Raw genomic sequence first — 19,462 nt, forward strand, 5'->3', positions numbered from 1 at the left:
GGTGTGCGGCCCTCAGCGCTGCCGCAGCGCGTACTTCACTCCATCCTGCAGCGAGCCGAGGGTCAGGATCCCACCCAGGTCCACCCCTTCCGTCACCAGCGAGCGCGCCATCGCCGGGCTGATCCCGGTCAGCACCACCTGCGCCCCGAGGAGCCGCACCGCCTGCGCCGCCTTCAGGATCGCGCTCGCCACCTCCGCGTCGAGCACCCCCGCCGCGGTCACGTCCAGGATCACCAGGCCCGCGCGCCGCCCGGCCACCCCCTCCAGGATCCGCTCGAGGAGCTGCCGCGCCCGCACCGGGTCCACCGCCCCCACCACCGGAACCACCAGCGCGCCCTCGCTGAGCGGGATGATCGGCGTACCCAGCTCCCGGATGGCCGCGCGGTGCGCCTCCAGCACCCGCTCTTCCGCCCTCCGCTGCGCCGTCACGTCCATCGAGATCCCGCCCACTGCGCACACCCGTCCCTCCTCGTCGCGGATGGGGAACTTGATGGAGCGGTGGACGTGCATCCCGTCCTCGTGGGGCGCCGACTCGTCCACGTCGTGCACCGCGCCCGTCTCCATCACGTGCGCATCGGTCACGTGCCACTGCGCGACGACCTCGGCCGGAAAGAAGTCCCCCTCCGGCCGACCCACCACCTCGCCTGGCGACAGCCCCAGGTACGCGGCGCCGGTCTGGTTGATGAACAGCATCTCCCACGCGCCAGCGGTCCGCCCGTAAACGAGCCCCGGCACCTGATCGATCACCGCCTGCAGGACCCGCTCCCCATGGCGCACCGCCTTCTTCAGCTCCGCGACCTGACGGTGCAGAGCTGCGTTCTCGGCCTCCAGCGAGGCACGGTCGTGATCACCCTCGGGCATGATCCTCAACGTATAGCGAGCGGAATGCCCGGTGATCCAGAGGCGCCGCGCAGCGGTACGGGCGCGTACGTGTAGAAGAATTCGTACGACCGCAAACCATTCCACCACCACGCCTGGTGTGCTGCGGCGAGGTCAGCGGCCAGCTCGGAGAGCCGCATCGACTCGTGCATGTACACCCCGCTCTTCACCAGCAGGTGGTGGTGCACCGGCAGCTCCAGCCCTGGCGCGGGCGGCGGACCTGGAGGCGGGTACACCTCCAGCCCCCAGTTGTCGGCGCCCACGCACGCCACCCCCTTCGCCGCGAGCCACCGCGCCACCTGTAGCCCGATCCCGGGCTCTGCCATCCCCAGCTCGGGCGTCAGGTAATAGCCGTCGGTCCCGAGCGAGAACCGCTCTTCCCAGCCCGTCACGATCAGCACCACGTCACCGGGGCCGATGTCGTGCTCGCTCATCGCCTGCGCCTGCAGCGTCTGCAGCACCATCGGGAGCGTGATCTCCTGGCCCGCCGCGAACGACTGCCCGTGGTTCGCGTACCGCTTCACGTCGAGCAGCACCCCCCGCGTCACGATCGGCTTCACGTTCTCCACGCCGAGCCGCGCCAGCCCCTCCGGCGTGATCGTCTCCGCCCCCGTGAAGCGGTTGTAGAACAGCACGTCGTCCGGAGCGCTCCCGCCTGGAGGGAGGATCCCCGCGTGACCCAGCGCATCGAACTGCGTCCCCGTCTGCGGGATCTCCCCGTGCACAAGCTCCGTGAACAGCCGCTGCCGCCCGAGCTGCTGCACCGGCTTCGCCTCCATGCTGATCCCGGCGTTGCCGGGGAACGCAGGCGTCTCTGGCGAGTACTCGTGCCCGAGCGCGTACACCTTGCCCTTCTTGATGAGCTTCTTCGCGTCGAGCACCCGCTCTGCCGTCTGCAGGTTCGACGCCCCCTGCTCGTCGTCGGGTCCCCAGGGCGAGGGGCCCGGGTAGGGGTCGTACGCGGAGCCTCCTCCGCCAGAGCTGCCCGATCCCATCGCGAGGCTGACCGTCAGCCCCCCTGCCGCGAAGGATAAGGCCAGGAACGGAACCATCCTCTTCAGCGCGCGCACCATGGTGGACCTCCCGGGGACGTTCGACCCGGGAGCCCCCCAACCCCCGGAACCAGGTCGAACTACCCCACGCTCTCTTGGAGCCTAAACGACTTCCAGAAGGCCCAGCAACCGCGCCGCGATCCCCGCCGGATCAATTCTCGGTGCTCACCTCGAGGATCTCCTCCAGCGCCCGCGTCTCGTCGTTCCAGTAGGACGGCGTCCCGAAGTGCGGCCATGTCCGCGGAAAGATCGGGTCGTGCCACCGCCGCGCGAGCCACGCCGCGTACCGTACCATCCGCATCCCGCGCAGCGGCTCCACGAGGCGCAGCTCTCCCCACGAGAAGCTGCGCATCTTCTCGTAGCCCTCCACGAGCACCGCCCGCTGCTGCATCGCCTCCGCGTCCCTGCCTGGCGCGATCAGCCACAGGTCCTGCATCGCCGGGCCCACCGCCATGTCGTCGAAGTCCAGCACCCGCAGCACCCCGTCGCGCAGGAGCAGGTTCCCGAGGTGCAGGTCCCCGTGCAGCCGGTGCACCTCCACGTCCCGCATCCGCGCGTCCGCGAGATCCGCGATCCGCCGCGCCGCGCCGGCATACCGCCCCGCGATCCCCGGCGGCAGCACCCCCCGCCCCTCCATCCACGCAAGCTCCTGCCGCACGAAGGTGTTCGCGTCCACGCGCACCCGGTGCACCCCGGGCCGCGCCGCACCCACGTTGTGCATCCGCGCCACGAGCATCCCCAGCCGCTCCAGCAGCCCGTCATCCAGCTCGTCGGGCGCGCGACCCCCCATCCTGTCGAAGAGGCAGTAGTAGATCCCCTCGATCTGGCGCAGCGTCCCCCCTTCCGGGAAGGCCCGCGGCGCGCACACGGGCAGCTCCTCCTCCGCCAGCTCCTGCAGGAACTGGTGCTCCTCCAGGAGCTGCGCCTCCGTCCACCGGCCCGGTCGGTAGAACTTCGCCACCACCCGCGTGCGGTCCTCCCGCTCCACCTCGTACACCCGGTTCTCGAATGAGTTCAGGGGGTAGCAGACCGGGTTGCAGGGCACCCCCGCGACCTCCACGGCCTCCAGCACTTTCTGGGGAGTCAGCGAGAAGAACAGATCGTCGGCAGCGGGAGCATTCACCCACGCTACCTAGCGCGCGCTTGCCCTCGCGGCGAGCTTCCGGTCACGTTCGACCTCTGCCCGCCGCGTCAGCGGCATGGAAGTCCGCGGTCCACCGCGAAGGTGTCAGTCTGCCGGCCAGGGGTCCGGCGGCTCGGCGGGCTCGTAGGGCACCGTCGTGGACTCCACCTGGATCAGGTTCTGGATGAACATGTCCACGTAGCGCAGGTCGTCCTCCACGTCCGGATCGGGCGTGGTCTCGAGCCACGCCGCCACGTTCGGCCGCAGCGCCTCCAGCGTCCGCCGCGCAGTCCGAGGATCGCTGTCGTAGGCCAGCTCTGCCGCGAGCTTGAAGCCCGCGTACAGGTTCAGCATCACGAACCCCTTCTCCACGGTCTTGTCGGAGAAGTACCCCTCCGAGGGCGGCGCGTCCGGCGTGTTCGGTGCCGTGATCTCCGCCTCCTGCGTCACCAGCGTCCCCGTCAGCGGGTTCGTGTACGCGAGCGACAGCGACCCCACTGCGTGCGGGTCCGTCACGCCCGACTGGTTCGCGCGCGGCACCAGCTCCAGCAGGATCGCCCCGCCGCCGCCCCGCCGCCCCTCGGAGATCGGCTCGTCCGAACTCTCGCGCCCCGCGAGGAACAGGCTCGGGATCGAGATCTCCCCGCCGCCCTCCGTGGCCTGCCAGCCGTTCGTCCCGTAGACGCCGCGGATGGTGTATCCGCCGCCCACGGTCACATCGAGCTGCGCGTCGAGCGCCACCGGCACGAGGAAGGTCTGCACCTCGTCGGCGAACACCTCCTCGACGGCCCGCGGATCTTCCAGGAAGTAGAAGTTCCCGGCGCCCACCTCGCTCAGGTCGCGCATCACGTCGACGTCGAACTCCGTGCCCACGCCGATCGAGGTGATCCCCACCCCGAGCCGCGCGTACGCCTCGGCCAGCGACCGCAGCCTCCCGGGGTCCTCGATCCCCGTCGTGGCCACCCCGTCGGACATGAACAGCACCCGGTTCTGGTAGGCCGGATCCCGGTGCGTCTCCGCCACGCTGAGCGCCGTGAACAGCCCGTCGTACAGGTTGGTGTTGCCCGCGGGGGTGAGGGCGTCGAACTCCGCGAGGAGCAGCTCCGCCTCGCTCGCGTTCACGTAATCGAGCACGACCTTGGCCTGGCTGGAGTACGTCACCAGCGAGACCTTGTCGGTCGGCCGCAGCACCGGGACCATCTCCGTGAGCCCGGCCTTCAGGTACGTCATCGGGGCGCCCGCCATGGAGCCGCTCACGTCCACCGCCAGCACCACGTGCAGGGGCGGCCGCTCCAGCGTCGCCACGTCGATCGGGCTGTTCAGCCCGATCTGGATCAGCGTGCAGGTCGACCCGCTGATCATGTTCCCCATCACCCCGAGCAGCCCGTGCATACACACGTCGCCGCCGCACGAGGGCGTCGGGTAGTCGAGCTTGTGCTCCGCGAAGAACCCGAGGTCGTCGAGGGTGCTCGGCCCCGGGATCCCGCCGTCCTCCAGGATCTGCCGGAACAGCCCGAAGTCCTGGGCGCCTCCCTGGGAGACCCCGGTGCTCCCGGGCGTGTTCGGGCCCGCGTACTCTGCTCCCGCCAGGTCCGCCTCGGAGCTCGAGCATCCGGTGAGCGGCAGCGCCGCGAGCCCCAGCACGAACGTCATCTTCTGGATCATGGTTCGCATCTCGACTCTCCTCAGGGCGTGGCGGGGGTCAGGGGGATGACGAGCACCGACTCGAAGTGGCGCCTCGTCACACGGGAGGGCGCGCACTCGGTGTCGCGGATGGGCAGCTCCTCGGCGCGCACCACGTGGAGCGTGCCGTAGCCGTCTGCGAGTTCCGCGCTCTGCCCGGCCCGGAGGAACGTCGCCCCTTCCGCGGACCCGCCGAGGAGCGACACCTCCAGCGGGATCACCAGGTTGCCGCAGGCATCGTGCGACCCGGTGCAGGAAGGCACCTCGTCCGCGGAGATGGAGGGCTCCTCCGCGGGCGTCGGGAGGAACGCGAACGCCTGCCGCGCCACCATGTTCCCGCGCACCACCATCACCCCCACCGTGTCGTTCGACAGGAAGACCCCCTCGGCGAACGACGCCTCGTCCTTGGTCTCCGGCGCGGTGAACGAGGAATCGAGCGTCTCAACCTTCAGCGCATCCCCCACCTGGAACGGCTGGGCCCCCTCGGGCACGCACAGGTAGAACGGCGCCTCTCCCCCCTCGCTGAGCAGCGTGAAGCGGTGGCACCCGTCCGGAGAGGAGTCGATCGCCGTGATCTCTGCCCCGCCCACCGGCGGCGCCGACCACGCCACGCCCACCGTATCCGGCAGCGGCGCGCACCCGGGTCCTGGCGCGGGCTGCTCCACCGGAGGCGCGTCGTGCACCGCCACATGCTCGGCGAGCTCCAGGCGCCCCAGCGCTTCGTCCATGCGCATGAAGATCATCCGGCCCTCGTCGGGCGCCCGCGTCTCGGTCGAGAGCATCGCCGCCGGGAACTGACCGGCCGACCACGCGAGGAGCTGCATGGGCAGCCCGTCCGCGTCCACCAGGTAGGCATCGCAGGTGCTGTTCTGCAGCGGCAGGGCCCTCCCGGGCTCCAGCAGCCAGGTCTCCGCCGGCCCGAACATCTCCCGCGAGAGCGTGCGGGTGGGATCGGCGAGCATCGTCAAGCAATCCACCTCCACCGACTCCTTGAGCGGCCGCACCCGGACGACCCGCTGCTCCTCGGTGTCGTTGCCGAGCACGAGCGACGCGATCTCGGTCGCGGCTGGCCCGTCCGTCGGGATGCACTGCGAGGGATCCTCGTCACAGGGGTCGGGCATGCTGGTCGCCATGCAGGCCATGCCTCCGGCCACCGCGGCCACCCGGTGCAGGATGGGCCGCTCGTCGACCTCCGCCCGCATCGCCGGCACCAGCACCTGCCACGCGGCGAACAGCGCCGGCAGCGCGATGAGGTCCTCCGCGTCCACGACGATGACCCAGGGGAACGGCGTGAGCGCCATGAGCCCCTCCACCGCCCTCGCGAAGGCCGGCGAGAGGTTGATCGCCGCGAAGACCGCGCCCGTCGCGAGGTGCGCGCCGATCAGGGCGCCCTTCGAGGAGAGGCGGAGCAGCGCCGCGAGCAGGGCTGGTGCGACGATCAGGCCGGCGAAGTCACTGAGCTTGCCGGTCATCCACCCGGGCAGGAGGCCCGAGCCCTTGAGCAGGTGATCGTTGACCACCAGCAGCGTGAGCGAGAGCAACCAGAGCGGATGGAGCAGCGCGCGCTGCGCTTTCACGGAAGGATCCATGGGGGGAAGATCTCCTGCGGTTGAAGCGAAGGATGTCAGCGCAGTATGGGCGACCCACGCCGAGAAAACCGTGCAGAAGGAAGCCGTTCAGAAGAAAGCCGTGCAGAAGGAAGCCGTGCAGAAGGAAGCCGTGCAGAAGGAAGCCGTGCAGAAGGAAGCCGTCAGGGACAGGTCAAGGAAGCTCAAGGATCGAAGCCAAGAAGCCAGGCCAAGCAAAAGAGAAGGAAGCCCAGCGAGTCCTGGGGATGGCAACCCTTGTGCCATCCTGCGCGGCTTGCCGCGGCTTCCCACAAACCCTCGATAAATGAGCGATCCGCATGTCTTCTGCCCGGCGGGCCGGGGCAAGCGACCCTGGCAGCCGTGTCAGGCGTCCGGCGGCCCCTTGGATGTGGAAGACGTGGAGGGGTGGCGGAGGCTCGAAGGGGCGGACCCGAGGTATGGGGTGCAGGAACCCAGGCGCTCGGCGAGGGAACCCCGGCAGGTCCCGGGACGGATGCCGGGGATTGGCATCCCGGACGCCAACGGCTGGGGTGGTGGACCCCGAGTGCTGGCATCGAGCACGCCAAGGGTTGGCCTGGAGCACGTCAACCGTTGGCATCGAGCACGCCAAGGGTTGGCCTGGAGCACGTCAACCGTTGGCAACGCGGACGTCAACCGTTGGCATCGTCGACGCCAAGGGTTGGCCTCACGAGATCCAAGTCTGTTCAGTGGAGACCCTTCGAAATGGAGTCCACCACGCCAAGGGTTGGCATCGCGGACGTCAACCGTTGGCATCGTCGACGCCAAGGGTTGGCATCGCGAGATCCAAGCTTGTTCAGTGACCCCCTCAGCGAGGGGCAGCGTCGACGCTGCCGCCGACCAGGTCTCACGCTAGACGGGCACGAGCACCAGCTTGCCGAAGACCTGGCCCGACTCCAGCCGCGCGTGCGCCGCGGCCGCCTCCGCGAGCGGCAGGGTCGCCTCGATGACCGGCTTCAGGTGACCAGCGGCCACCAGCGCGAAGACCTCCTGGAGGGCGGCCGCGAGGCGTGGCGCGTCCACCGAGTTGAGGCTCAAGGTCGAGAGCGTCAACGAGCGCTGGAACCCCGCCAGCAGCGCCATCCCGAAATCGGGAGGGGGGAAGCCGCCCGCCGCGCCACACAGCACCATGCGCCCGTTCTCCTTCAGCTTCCCCAGGAACGTCGCCAGGTCGGGGCCGAGCACGTTGTCGAGGATGACGTCGAACGCCTCGGCACCGGTCGCGGCGCGGTCGAGGATCTCCACGGCACCCAGCTCCCTGAGGCGCTGGCCGCGGTCGGCCGTGGAGGTCGTCGCGGCCACGATCGCTCCTGCGTGGGCGGCGAGCTGCGTCGCCATGGTCCCGATGCCGCCGGCTGCGCCCCGGACGAGGACCCGCTCGCCGGGCACGAGCCGCGCGCGCTCCAGGGCGATCTTCGCGACCAGCGCGTTCACGCCCAGCGCCACCGCATCGACGGCGCTGATGGCGTCGGGCAGCGGGATCAGGGCGTCGGCGGCGAAGACGGCCTGCTCCGCGTAGCCACCCGTCTGCACCGGGGCGAACACACGGCGACCGCGCCACGCCGGATCGACACCAGTGCCCAGGCCGGCCACGGTGCCCGCGACCTCCAGGCCCGGGACGAAGCCGCCCTCGGCCGGCGCGGTGTAGGCGCCCCGGTACGCGCCGGTGCGCATCAGGATGTCGGCCAGCCCGACGCCCGCCGCTTCGATGGTGATGAGTACCTGGCCGGCCGCTGGCGTCAGCGCCGGCACGTTTTGCAGGACCAGGTTCTCCGGTCCCCCGAAGTCACGAATGGTGACGGCCTTCATGGTGTTACCCTTCCCGGGTCGGCGACTCCACCGCGTGAGCTGGAGCGCTACAAACGGAACCCGGTTCCGGATGATTAAGCGGAACCATGTTCCGTTTGTCAAGGAACGTCCTGCCGTGCGTCTCAGCGACCCTCCCCCCAGCAAGCCCCTGCGCGCCGATGCCCGGCGCAACCGCGACGCCCTGCTCGCCACGGCACGCGACGCCTTCGTGGCGGGCGAGCTCGATGTGCGGATCGAGGAGATCGCCCGGCGCGCGGGCGTGGGCGTGGGGACGCTGTACCGGCATTTCGAGACCCGTGAGGCGATGATCGAGGCCGTCTACCGGCAGGAGATCGATCGGCTCTGCGGTTCCGCGGCCGAGCTGCTCGACGCCCTCCCCGCGGACGAGGCGCTGGAGGCCTTCCTGCGCCGGCTCGTGGACCACATCGCGATGAACCTCGGCCTCGCCGCCGCCCTGACCGCCGTGATGGGCTCCGCCTCCCCCGCCTTCGCCCATGGCAGCCAGAAGCTGCTGGAGGCGCTCGGGTTGCTGATGAACGCGGCCGCGGCTCTGGGCAGGATCCGGGCAGACGTGGCGCCGAAGACGGTGCTGATGGCGCTGGGCGGGGTCTGCGCGGCACACGGGCAGCCCGGGTGGGAAGAAGGGGCGAGGGCCGTCATCGCCTTGCTCATCGACGGGTTGCGGTTCGGGGTGGCGCCTGGGCCCGCAGCTCGGTCTTGAGGAAGCTCACGAACGCCGAGACCTTGAGCGGCACCTGCCGCCGCGAGGGCATGACGGCGTAGATGCCGCCGCTCGGGAGGGCGTGCTCCGGGAAGAGGCGCACGAGACGCCCGGCCCGTAGATCCTCGCGCACCAGGTGCTCGGCGATCGCACCGACCCCGGCGCCCGCGAGCAGGAACGCGCGCACCGCCGAGGGGCTGTTGGTCGCGACGCGGCCGCGGGTCTGCACCGTCTGCTCGACCCCATGCGCGTCGAGGAACGTCCAGCGGTTCGGGCTCCGCAGCGCCGTCAGGGTGACCCACGCTGCCCGCGAGAGATCCTCGGGCACCGCCAGCGGGGGCGCGCCACCCAGGTACGCCGGCGCGGCGCAGACGACCTGCTCAAATTCGCCCAGCATCGAGGCGACCATGCTCGAATCGGCGAGCCAGCCGATGCGGATGGCGACGTCGAGCTGCCGCTCGACGAGGTCGAGCACCCCGTCGTCGGCGATGAGGTCGATGTCGACGCGCGGGTTCTGCTGGGTGAACTTGTGGATCAAGGGGGTCAGGAGATCGAGGGTGAGATCGAAGCTCGCCGTGATCCGCAGGAGCCCTGAGGGAGCGCGCCGGAGCTGCTGGATCCGGGCGTGCACCTCGCGCGCCTGGGCGAGGATGCTCGTGGCCGACTGCAGGTAGACCTCCCCGGCCTGGGTGAGGCTCAGGCGGCGCGTCGTGCGCTGCATCAGCGTCACCCCGAGGTCCTCTTCGAGGCGCCGCACGTGCTGGCTGACCATCGATTTGGTGAGGCCCAGGGTGCGCCCCGCCTCGGTGAACGAGCCAGCCTCGGCGACCGCGACGAACACCGCCATCCGGTTGAGATCGACCTCGGCGCTGCGCATTGTGCACCGATGCTACACAGTGTGTTCGAGGACGGCCGATTGTTCGGAACGCGCCGCGGGTGCACCTTCAGGGGCACCAGGAACGACGCCGGAGCGCGGCCCCTACCGCGCGCTCCTCCGCGCGCTCCTCCAACGCGAAACTCCGACCTTTCACGCCTCAAGGATGTGATCCATGCGCCCTTCGTTCATCGCGTGCAGCCTCGCCCTCCTCGCCTCCCTGACCACCGCCTGCGGGTCCTCCGACAGCGAGGGCGGGTCCCCCGAGGACGGGGACACGACGCCGCTCTCGCTCCAGACCTTCTCCGGCTCCGAGGGCGGGTTCTACGCTTCCTCGACCCTGATCCTCGGCGAGACCGACGCCGTGCTGGTCGACGCCCAGTTCACCCTCAGCGACGCGGGCAAGCTCGCGGACATGATCGAGGCCACCGGCAAGGACCTGCGGACGGTGTTCATCACCCACGCGCACCCCGACCACTACTTCGGCGTCGAGGTCATCCAGGAGCGCTTCCCCGAGGCCGAGGTCCTCGCGTCACCGGAGGTGGTCGACCAGATGAAGGCGCTCGGGCCGCAGAAGCTGGCGCAGTGGAAGCCCGTTTACGGCGACGACCTCACCTCCGCGCCGCGCGTGGCCGAGCCCTTCGACGGCGACCACCTGGAGCTCGACGGCCAGCGCATCGACCTCGTGGCCCTGGAGCCCGGCGAGATCGAGCACGCGACGGTCCTTCACCTCCCCTCGACCGGCGCCGTGATCGCCGGGGATATGGTCTACGCCGGCACCCACGTGTGGCTCGCGGACGCGGACGCGGCGCACCGGCAGGGCTGGTTGCGCAACCTGGAGACGATCAAGGCGCTCGCGCCCACGGCCGTCGTGGCTGGCCACAAGGCGCCCGGCAACGACGACGCGCCCGCGCTGCTCGACACGACCGCGGCTTACATCCGCGACTTCGATGAGGTCGTCGCCGAGAGCAGCACGGCGAGCGACGCCGAGGAGGAGATGCTCGCCAGGTACCCCGACTTGAAGCTTCCGGTGATGCTCGAGTACTCGTGCGCGGCGGCGTTCCCGGCGCCCTGAGCGACAGGCGCGCGTCCTGCGTCCCCTTGTGAAGCTCGTGTGACGCGGCTCTCCATGTCGTGGCGCCCGTCGGGTTGGAACTGCAGTGCGCACCGTCAGGAGAGTCCTTCCGCCCGTACGCTTCTGCTGAAACGGCGCGCCCCGGAAACGACCGTCCGTGGTTCTTTTGGTAGCCCAAATTTGTGCACATGCGCGCTTCGCGTGGTACCGCCTCCGCATGAGAACGCAGCCTGCGCTGATCCTCTCCGTGACCCTCCTCGCTGCTACCGCGGTCGGATGTGGCTCCGACCCGCAGCCGCCCGCCAAGACGGGCGGTGACACGGGTGTCCCCACCGCGAACGCGGTGCCCACGGCGGCCGTGCCTCCGAAGCAGGTGGACACGGCCACGCCGTCCAGCGGCTCGGTCCAGATCGAGGACAAGATCCTCAAGGCTTGCGGCGACATCCCCCAGGCGCGGTTCGCCTTCGACTCCACGTCCATCGAGGGGCCCGCGGCGACCGCGCTCGATGCGCTGGCGCGCTGCTTCGTGAGCGGGCCTCTCAAGGGCAAGAACATGCGCCTCGTCGGGCACGCCGACCCGCGCGGCGAGACCGAGTACAACCTCGCCCTCGGGCACAAGCGCGCCGGGAGCGTGGGGGAGTACCTGGGCAAGAAGGGGATGGAAGCGTCGCGAATTGCGACGACCTCGAAGGGGGAGTTCGAGGCCACCGGCGTCGACGACGAGGGCTGGGCCCGGGATCGCAAGGTCGAGGTCTTCCTGGCCGAGTAGGCGGTTCGCGCAGCCCGCGCGGGTCGCACAGGCCCGCGCAGGTCGCGCTGCCAGGTCGCGCGCGAGCACCCCTCGTTCTCCGCGAGGAGCGCCGCGCGCCTGTGATACGAAACGGGATCCCGGCACGCGGATCCCACGGCTCCCGCTGGTCGAACCCCCCCAGGAATTCATGGCCCTGCAGAACGCCCCCGAAGCCGCTCAGGCCGTCCCGATCAAGCTCGACCCGGTCTCCCTGGTCCTCCACTCCTCCGGCCCGGTGTTCGTGGTCGTGTGGATGCTCATCGCCGCGGCGGTGCTGGTCTGGGTGATCACGGTCCTGAAGCTCATCCAGATCAGCCGCCTCTCCATGGCCCAGGCCCGCTTCGAGAAGGACGCGGCGCACGCCCACACCGCGGACGCGCTGTTCTCCCTGGCGCAGCGGAACCCCGACGCTCCCGGCGGGCGCGTGGTCCTGGAGCTGAGCCGCCGCGGCGGGAGCGTGAAGCTCCTGGAGTCGGTGGCGAAGCGCGCCATCGTCACCGAGTCGCAGCGGGCCAGCTTCCTGATGCCGGCCCTCGCGTCCATCGCCACGGCGTCGCCGTTCATCGGCCTCTTCGGCACGGTGTACGGGATCATGGACGCCTTCCTCCGCATCGGTCAGCAGAAGAGCGCCGCGCTCCCCGTCGTGGCGCCAGCCATCGGCGAGGCCCTCATCGCCACGGCCATCGGCCTGTTCGCCGCCATCCCGGCGCTCGTCGCGTACAACGCCCTCAACAAGCGCGTGGACGACCTGCTCTCCGGCGTGGAGGCTGCGGCCGACGGCTGGGTGGCGGTGGCCGCCGAGACCTCGGCGCAGCCGGCGGCGGTCGCGGGCGCGGTCGCAGGGGCGGCTGCGGGGGCACCTGCCTTCCCGAGCGTCAACGCCGAGCGCGACCTGCGCGAGACGGCCCCCATCCCGCTGCGCCAGGTCAGCACCAACCGCCCCCCGCCCCCTCCTGGGGGATCTGCCGGGCAGGGGCGCTGAGGTCACCATGGGCGTCTCGGTCGGCGGAAGAAGGCGGCGCGGCGGCGGGTTCACCGACATCAACGTCACGCCCCTCGTGGACGTGATGCTGGTGCTGCTCGTCGTCTTCATGGTGACGGCGCCCCTCATCACGGCGGGCCTGCGCGTCGAGCTGCCGAACGTGGAGGCCAAGGAGGCGCCCACCAAGGACACGAAGCTCGTCGTCACCGTGACCAAGGAAGAAAAGATCCTTTTCGGGGAGGACGACGTCACAGCGAACGTGGAAGACGTGCTCGCTCAGAACGGCCGGGTGCAGAAGGAGAAGGAGCTGTACATCCGCGCCGACAAGAACGCCCGCTACGGGGCCGTGGCCCGGGTCGTCGCCGCCGCGCGGTCGGCAGGCGTCGAGGGCCTGAACCTCCTCGTCGAGCCCGAGATCGAGGGCGCCGACAGCGCCGGGGCCGCGCCGGCTCCGGCCAAGCCCTGAGCCCATGAGCCACGCGGGAAGCGACGCGAACCCCCGGGCGCCGCAGGGGAGCCACGGTGCCGGTCCTGCTGGTGCCGGTCCTGCTGGTGCCGGTCCTGCTGGCGCCGGCCCTGTCGGTGCTGCTCCGCGCCCGCGCAGCGACATCCGCCCCCTGGACCTGGCGGTGGCGCTGTTCGTGGGGCTGGCCATCCAGGTGGGGGCCGCGGTCGCCATCTCCATGGCCGACCTCAACCGCCCCGCCGAGATCCCGGAGCTCGACAAGGGATCCGAGAAGCCGGTGCGGGTGATCCCGGTGCTGGACCTGGACGCCCCGGCGCTGAAGCTCGGCGGCAAGAAGGTGAATTACAAGCTGCCCGACCGCTGGGTGAAGCAAACCCCCAAGCCGCGCGTCGAACAGCAAGCGTTCGTGACACCCAAGGCCAGCAAGGAAGAGAAGGACATCCCCGCGCCCGAGATCAAGGTCGCCGACGCCGGCACCGAGATCCCCGAGCCGGATGCGGAGGTCGCCAAGGAGGTCGAGGTCATCCTCGACGCCGCGATCGACGTGGAGGTGGCCAACGTCGACACCGAGGGGCACTCCGACGGCGTCGCCGAGGGGACCGAGACCGACCCCCTCAAGGCGCGCGCGGTGGACCTGTACCTCGCCCGGGTGCGCTCCTGGTTCTCCAGCCGCTTCCGCGTGGGCGGCTCGGGCCTGCCTCCCGAGGAGCTGACCAAGTACAAGCCGAGCGCCGTGATCGTGCTCTCCGGAGGCACGATGCAGAGCTACACGTTGAACCCCAGCGGCAACGCCGCGTTCGACGCCGCGGCGCGCGCCACCCTGGAAGGCGCCCGGGGCCAGTCCCTCCCGTCGCCGCCCGAGAACTACCCGGACCTCGGGAGCAAATCGATCGGCGTCACGTTCGTCTGCACGGAGAAATCATGCGACTAGTCCGCTGGTGCACCGCCCTCGTGGCCTCCGCGTGCGCCGTCCTCGCCGCCGCCGCGCCGTCGTCCTTCGCGCAGGGAACGCCGCAGGGAACGCCGCCGGCGTCTGCCGGCGGTGACAAGCCCCCGAACCCCGACGAGCTGCTCGGCCACATCACCGTCGTCGCGGGCGCGACCCGCCCCCTGCCCAAGGTCGGCATCCTGCCCTCGCTGGCGAGCGACATGGAGGACGTCACCCTGCGCTCCGTGGTCCGGCGCGACCTCGACCTCTGCGGCGAGTTCGAGGTGCTGGACGACGACAAGGCCCCCGACGGCCTGTACCTCTCCGACTCACCGGTCGACGTGAAGGCCTGGTCGCAGAAGGGCGTCGAGGCCGTCGTGAAGCTCACCGGCAAGAAGCTCTCCGCCGACAAGGCCGAGCTGCGGGCCCAGGCGTACCTGGTGCGCTACGGCGACAAGGCCGTCTTCGACCGCCGCTTCCAGGTCCCCCTCGCCGACCTGCGGTCCGAGTCGCACCGCCTCGCCGACCTGGTCATCGGCGCGCTCACCGGCCAGAACGGCGGCTTCGCCAGCCACATGACCTTCGCCTCCGGCTCGGGCTCGCTGCGCCGGGTGTTCACCATCGACGCCGACGGCCACGACGCGAAGGCGATGTCGCCGCCCGACCGGGTGGCCATCGCGCCCGCGTTCGGCAAGGGCGACGCGCTGTTCTACGCGGGAAGCGGACGCGGCGAGGAGTACCGGGTGTACACCGCGTCCGGGCAGGGGCCGATGCCGCTGTCCGTGAAGGGGTCCGTGTACGGGCTGGCGTTCTCCAAAGACCGCGCGCAGGTGGCTGCATCCATCGGCGTGGGCTCGACCATCCAGGTGTTCACGGGGCCCGACTTCGGCAGCCTCAAGCCGGCGTCCCCCATTGGCATGGCGCTCCACCCGGCGTTCACGCCGAGCGGCAAGCTCGCGTTCGCGGGCGAGGGCAAGTACAGCCAGCGCATCTTCGTGGACGGCAAGCCCATCTCCCCCGATGGCCTCTTCGCGTCCGCGCCGACGTTCTGCAACCACCCCGACGGGATCAAGGCCATCTTCGCGGTGGGCGTGGGCAAGCAGACGGACCTCGTGGCCTCCGGCGAGACGGGCGGCGGGCTGGCCCGGCTGACGCAGAGCCAGGGAAGCAACGGTTACCCGGCGTGCAGCCCCGATGGGCGCCTCGTGGCGTTCTTCTCGACCCGCAAGTCCGGCGAGGGCCCCGGCCTCTACGTGATGCGCGTGGACGGGCTGCGGCCGAAGCGCATCTCGAACCTCACCGGAGACTCGCTCCGGTGGGACCCGCTGCCGCCCGGCAAGGGCGTCGAAGTGAAGAACTGATCCCGATGAAGCACTGACCCGGCGCCGCCCTGGCTTCTCCCGGCGAGCGCCGGAGATCAGGGCGCCGCGGGATTGCGCGGGATCACCACGTCATCGGCGATGATGTGGCCCCAGGGCTCGTCCGTGTCGTCGACGATGACGATCCGGCCGCGCCTGCCGGCCATCTTCTCCGTCTTCAGGGACGCGGGGCGCAGCTCCTCGTCGCTCTTGCCGCAGGCGCGCGAGACGATCTTCCCGTCGACCTCCAGGCCCACGAAGGTCTTCAGGCAATCACTGCCGCCGCCCACGAGCACCGAGATGGGGAAGGAGGGGATCTCGATCTCGGGCAGGACGATTCTCCCGGTGAAGGCGTCCTTGCCGTGGAAGCTGTTCACGAACCCGGTGCCCTCCATGCCGACGATCGGCATCTGGGTCGGGAGCTTGCCCTTCACCGTGCCCGGGCCGAACGCCTTCCCGGTCACGGTCGAGCCCTCGGGGAGCGTGTCGAGGCTCCAGCGCGTCGCGATCAGCGCCTCCAGGGCCTCGCGGTCCGGGTCGCCGAGCGGCAAGGTGGCCTCTGCCTCGTGCAGCAGCTCGCCCGTGGCGGGGGTGCGGGCAGGATCCAGGTCCCGGATCCGGTCGCGCACGTCCCACTCCGGGGGCGGGAAGTAGATGGCATCCACGAGCACGCCAGCGCCCGGGGTGGGGTCGGCGTCCTCGATCCGCAGCACCGCCTCCTTCCCCTGCTCGTGGCTCAGATCCAGCGAGACGGGGTCGAGCCGCTCGGTGCTGGACGGCTTCACCTGGTGCGCCACCTCGCCGTTCACGAGGAGCTTCACGGTGATCCTGTCAGACGTCGTGCCGCCCAGCAGGAAGCGCAGCTCCGCCGCCTTCAGCGTCCCGAGCGCCAGCTCCAGCGTGCCAGTCCCGCTCCCGGCCTCTGCGCCCTTGCCGTCGTCCGCGCCTTGGCCGCCCTTGTCGGCGTTCGCGCCCTTGTCGGCGTTCGCGCCCTTGTCGGCGTTCGCGCCCTTGTCGGCGTTCGCGCCCTTGGCGTCCGCGTTCCTGTCGACGTCCGTGTTCCTGTCGACGTCCGTGTCCTTGCCGTCGTCCGTGCCCTGGTTGTCGTCGTCGCCCCGGTCCACGTCTGCGCGCTCTTCGACCGCAGGGGGACGCTTCTCCGGGACGGCCGTCGGCGCAGGCATGGAGCTCAGCCACCCTCGGCCCGAGGCCCCCGGTGGCCGCGCCCCCTGCACCACGCGCAGCGCCTCTCCGGTGCGGGTCGCGTTCGCCGGCAAGGTCTCTTCCTCGAAGTCCGCCACGGCGCCCAGCCGGAGCGCGAGCCGCGCCAGCACCTTCTCGCGCACCGGGTTCCCTTCCAGGAACTTGCCGTAGAACCTCGCCGCCGCGAGGGCGCGCTCGCGTGACATGCCCTTCACGTACTGCTCGACGTCCCGCTCGGGCTGCGGCACCCGCACGCCGGGGAGCTTCGACAGCCGCTCGTGCCACACCGGGTCGAGCCGGGTGAAGTAGAGCTTGTCGGACCCGAAGCGCACCACCGCGGCGCTCTCGAAGGAGGGGTCGGCGCGGTGCTTCACGTCGAGGATGGCGCCCTCCGCGATCAGCTCCTCGGGGGTGGCCGCCTTCTCGTGGCCCGCGCGCCCGCGCTTCGTGACCTCCTTGTGGGCGATGTTGCGATTGGTCAGCCCGAAGACGTCGATGATGGGAAGCCGCGAGTAGTAGCCGAGGATGCCGATGCCGTTCGCCGCCACGGGCACGTCGGCGCCCTGGTCGGCGAAGAACTTGCGGTAACGCTTGCCGGAGCCGAAGAACCCGCTGGCGAGCACGATGGGGAAGACGCCCTTCACGCGGTAGTAGCTGGGCTCCATGGCGATGCCCCAGCGGACGGTGTTCCCCGGGATGAGGCGCACCGGCAGGAGCGCCGCCGCCACGCCCGCGACCATCGCCCCCACGGTGAGCCGCTTCCACCACGCGCGCGTCGCCAGCGCCAGGTGCCACCGCAGCGACACCTCCACCGCCACGGCCAGCACGGGCAGGAGCGGGACGAAGAAGCGGTACTCCATGAAGTCGCCGCCGACCTTGATCACGTACCGCGCGAACACCGGCACCACGAGCAGGGCGAACACCCGAGCGCGCGTCTCCTCGCGGTTCCTCGGCTTCCCGAGCAGGGCGAGGGCCGCCGCGGGCAGCCACGCCCACGCCCCCGAGGCGCCCAGGAAGTGGCCCGCATAGAGGAACCCCTGCTTCCAGTACGCCGAGCTTCCCAGCTTGGCGTAGTAGGTGTTCGGGAACATGTCGCCGTACACCCGCCAGCGGATCAGGAAGTAGGGGACGTAGATCAGCAGGAACGGCGCGGCGTAGGTCATGTACCGCCGCAGGTCGAGGCGGCGCCACAGTGGCCGCCCGCTCCCGTGGATCAGGTCCTCGATCACCAGCGTCACCCCGAAGCACCCGTAGAAGAGGGCATGATCGGGGCGCATCAAGGTGGCCGCGGTCAGGGAGAGGCCCGCGAGCAGAGGGCCACGACGGCGCGTGCTCAGCCAGACCGCGGCGATGACCAGCGTCGCGGCGGGCATGGTCTCCAGGCCCGAGCTGGCGAACGTGTAGAACGGCTGCGCTGCCGCGAGCGTGAGCGCCGCGAACGGCAGGGCAGGGGGCTCGGGGGCGAGGCGACGCACGGTGGCCGCCACGGTCACCAGCGCCAGGGCGAAGGAGATCAGGCACCCGAAGAGCGCCACCGTGGGGATGTCCAGGCCCAGCCAGCCTGCGCCGCCGAGGGCCGCGGTCCACAGGAAGTTGGTGTAGCCCTCCACCCACTCGCCCCGGTTCCACACCAGCCCGTGGCCCTCGGCGAGGTTCTGCGCGTACCGGAACGAAATGAAGGCGTCATCGCACAGGAACACCAGCTTCCAGCCGAACCAGAGTCCCAGGACCACTGCACCCAGGCAGGCCGCCCGGTAGACCCAGCGGCGCCGTGTCTCGTCGAGGCGCCTCGTGAGCGCCTTCTCTGCTGCGAAGGCGCCCGCCACCATGGCGAGGAGCCCCACGAGGAGCGGCAGCCGCTCGCGGATCGCTGAAACCGAAGCAAGAAAGATCTCGTGACCCATCGGCGGCGCATCCTAGTACCGCGCTCCCGGACGCCACCGGCCTTTTGAGCCCTGCGCCGTCCCGGCTGCTCCAGAACGGCGCGCTGACTCCGCTCCAGAACGGCGCGCTGCCGCTGGAATGACGCGCGCGCGGGCGCCGTTCTCCGGGGAAGGGCCCCCCTTTCCAGAACCCGGGACCGCCTTACCTTGGTGCGACCGGCACTCACTGCCGCTTCTTTGGCCCGCCCGGGAACACCTCACTAGATTCGGCCTCACTCTGGCAGGTGGGTTGCATCGTCCCGGAGCGGCTCGCGTCCCATCGGTGACGCCGGCCCGCAGGACGACGGCCCTGCAGGCGCGGCGGCGCGGAGAGAAGTCATGACCTGGTCCACCAACATGCGCGGCGTGATCGTGGCCGTGGGGAGCCTCCTCGGCGGCCTGGGCTGCGACGCATCCGGTTCCATCCCCGAAGAGATCCTGAGCGAGCGCGGTGGCTTCGCCAATCCCGCGCAGCGCCTCGCCTCCGACAGCGAGGGCGATTACTGCGCCGCCGAGATCCTCCGCTGGCAGCACGACGCCAGCACGGAGACGCTCGTCCTCGCCGACGCCCGCGTGCTCCTCGGCTGCTGCGGCCGCCGCGGCGCCCGGGTCGAACGGGTCGACAGCCTCATCGAGCTCACCGAGGTCGACGCGCCCGAGACCTCGGGCCGCTGCGAGGGGACCTGCGCCTATGACGTGGCGATCAAGGTGCCCGCAGTCCCGGCGGGGCCCGTCGTGCTGCGCGTGCTGCGTGACGTCACGGACGCGCAGGGCGGCCCGGAGCTGGTGTGGCAGGGCACCCTCCACCTGGGCCAGGGGTCCGGCGCGATCACCGTGCAGGATGAGCCTGCGGATGCGGCCTGCCGCGAACGCTCCACCCAGAGCCTCGACGGCACCTGGATCACCCAGGCCTCAACCCTGACTCCCTGACCACCCACCCCGGGGGTCATCCCCTTCACCCTGCGTTCAGCTCCTGGCCGAGCCACTCAG

Annotated in this window: 16 protein-coding genes; 8 read left to right on the forward strand and 8 right to left on the reverse strand. The window is 70.7% G+C overall.

Annotation, left to right across the window (positions count from 1 at the left end; translation table 11 throughout):
• Positions 1–12: 12 nt before the first annotated feature.
• The 6 genes from CAP_RS21605 to CAP_RS21630 all read right to left on the reverse strand — a co-directional run bounded on the left by CAP_RS21605 (position 13) and on the right by CAP_RS21630 (position 8,153).
• On the reverse strand, positions 13–861 hold the full coding sequence (locus CAP_RS21605) for a PAS domain-containing protein (RefSeq protein WP_052375626.1): 849 nt from the start codon (positions 859–861) through the stop codon (positions 13–15).
• Between the two features lie 5 nt (positions 862–866).
• A complete protein-coding gene (locus CAP_RS21610) occupies positions 867–1,952 on the reverse strand; it encodes a cyclase family protein (RefSeq protein ID WP_231511605.1) in 1,086 nt (361 codons plus the stop codon).
• 130 nt (positions 1,953–2,082) lie between these two features.
• Positions 2,083–3,054 (reverse strand): serine/threonine protein kinase, encoded by a 972-nt coding sequence (locus CAP_RS21615; protein ID WP_052375627.1) that lies wholly within the window; start codon positions 3,052–3,054, stop codon positions 2,083–2,085.
• A 105-nt stretch (positions 3,055–3,159) separates the two neighbouring features.
• Positions 3,160–4,728, reverse strand: a complete 1,569-nt coding sequence (locus tag CAP_RS21620) for a vWA domain-containing protein (protein ID WP_044244096.1) — start codon at positions 4,726–4,728, stop codon at positions 3,160–3,162.
• Positions 4,729–4,739: 11 nt separating this feature from the next.
• Entirely contained in the window at positions 4,740–6,326 is a 1,587-nt protein-coding gene (locus CAP_RS45215; RefSeq protein WP_052375628.1) for a hypothetical protein, read from the reverse strand.
• Between the two features lie 870 nt (positions 6,327–7,196).
• Positions 7,197–8,153: a quinone oxidoreductase family protein gene (locus CAP_RS21630; protein WP_044244098.1), complete on the reverse strand. Its 957-nt coding sequence runs from the start codon at positions 8,151–8,153 to the stop codon at positions 7,197–7,199.
• A gap of 115 nt (positions 8,154–8,268) precedes the next feature.
• Here CAP_RS21630 and CAP_RS21635 point away from each other — a divergent pair, with 115 nt between their 5' ends.
• The gene (locus CAP_RS21635; protein WP_044244100.1) at positions 8,269–8,874 is read left to right on the forward strand and encodes a TetR/AcrR family transcriptional regulator; all 606 of its coding nucleotides are present in this window, start codon (positions 8,269–8,271) and stop codon (positions 8,872–8,874) included.
• On the opposite strand, the gene CAP_RS21640 is transcribed toward CAP_RS21635, so the two are convergent.
• Entirely contained in the window at positions 8,822–9,751 is a 930-nt protein-coding gene (locus tag CAP_RS21640; protein ID WP_044244102.1) for a LysR family transcriptional regulator, read from the reverse strand. The genes CAP_RS21635 and CAP_RS21640 overlap by 53 nt on opposite strands.
• Before the next feature lie 172 nt (positions 9,752–9,923).
• On the opposite strand from CAP_RS21640, the gene CAP_RS21645 reads away from it, so the two are divergent.
• The 6 genes from CAP_RS21645 (at position 9,924) to CAP_RS21670 (ending at position 15,350) form a co-directional block, all read left to right on the forward strand.
• On the forward strand, positions 9,924–10,823 hold the full coding sequence (locus CAP_RS21645; RefSeq protein ID WP_044244103.1) for an MBL fold metallo-hydrolase: 900 nt from the start codon (positions 9,924–9,926) through the stop codon (positions 10,821–10,823).
• A 217-nt stretch (positions 10,824–11,040) separates the two neighbouring features.
• Entirely contained in the window at positions 11,041–11,592 is a 552-nt protein-coding gene (locus CAP_RS21650; RefSeq protein WP_231511606.1) for an OmpA family protein, read from the forward strand.
• Between the two features lie 169 nt (positions 11,593–11,761).
• Positions 11,762–12,595: a MotA/TolQ/ExbB proton channel family protein gene (locus CAP_RS21655; protein WP_044244105.1), complete on the forward strand. Its 834-nt coding sequence runs from the start codon at positions 11,762–11,764 to the stop codon at positions 12,593–12,595.
• Positions 12,596–12,602: 7 nt separating this feature from the next.
• Positions 12,603–13,061, forward strand: coding sequence for a biopolymer transporter ExbD (locus tag CAP_RS21660; protein ID WP_044244106.1), 459 nt, complete (start codon positions 12,603–12,605; stop codon positions 13,059–13,061).
• A 4-nt stretch (positions 13,062–13,065) separates the two neighbouring features.
• A complete protein-coding gene (locus tag CAP_RS21665; RefSeq protein WP_156041016.1) occupies positions 13,066–13,992 on the forward strand; it encodes a TonB C-terminal domain-containing protein in 927 nt (308 codons plus the stop codon).
• A complete protein-coding gene (locus tag CAP_RS21670; RefSeq protein ID WP_044244108.1) occupies positions 13,983–15,350 on the forward strand; it encodes a TolB-like translocation protein in 1,368 nt (455 codons plus the stop codon). The genes CAP_RS21665 and CAP_RS21670 overlap by 10 nt, the downstream gene beginning before the upstream one ends.
• 56 nt (positions 15,351–15,406) lie before the next feature.
• Here CAP_RS21670 and CAP_RS21675 read toward each other — a convergent pair whose 3' ends face one another.
• Positions 15,407–18,454: an ArnT family glycosyltransferase gene (locus tag CAP_RS21675; protein ID WP_044244109.1), complete on the reverse strand. Its 3,048-nt coding sequence runs from the start codon at positions 18,452–18,454 to the stop codon at positions 15,407–15,409.
• Between the two features lie 357 nt (positions 18,455–18,811).
• On the opposite strand from CAP_RS21675, the gene CAP_RS21680 reads away from it, so the two are divergent.
• Positions 18,812–19,402, forward strand: coding sequence for a hypothetical protein (locus tag CAP_RS21680; RefSeq protein WP_044244111.1), 591 nt, complete (start codon positions 18,812–18,814; stop codon positions 19,400–19,402).
• Positions 19,403–19,462 lie beyond the last annotated feature (60 nt).

The sequence above is a fragment of the Chondromyces apiculatus DSM 436 genome (assembly GCF_000601485.1).
Lineage (GTDB): Bacteria > Myxococcota_A > Polyangia > Polyangiales > Polyangiaceae > Chondromyces > Chondromyces apiculatus.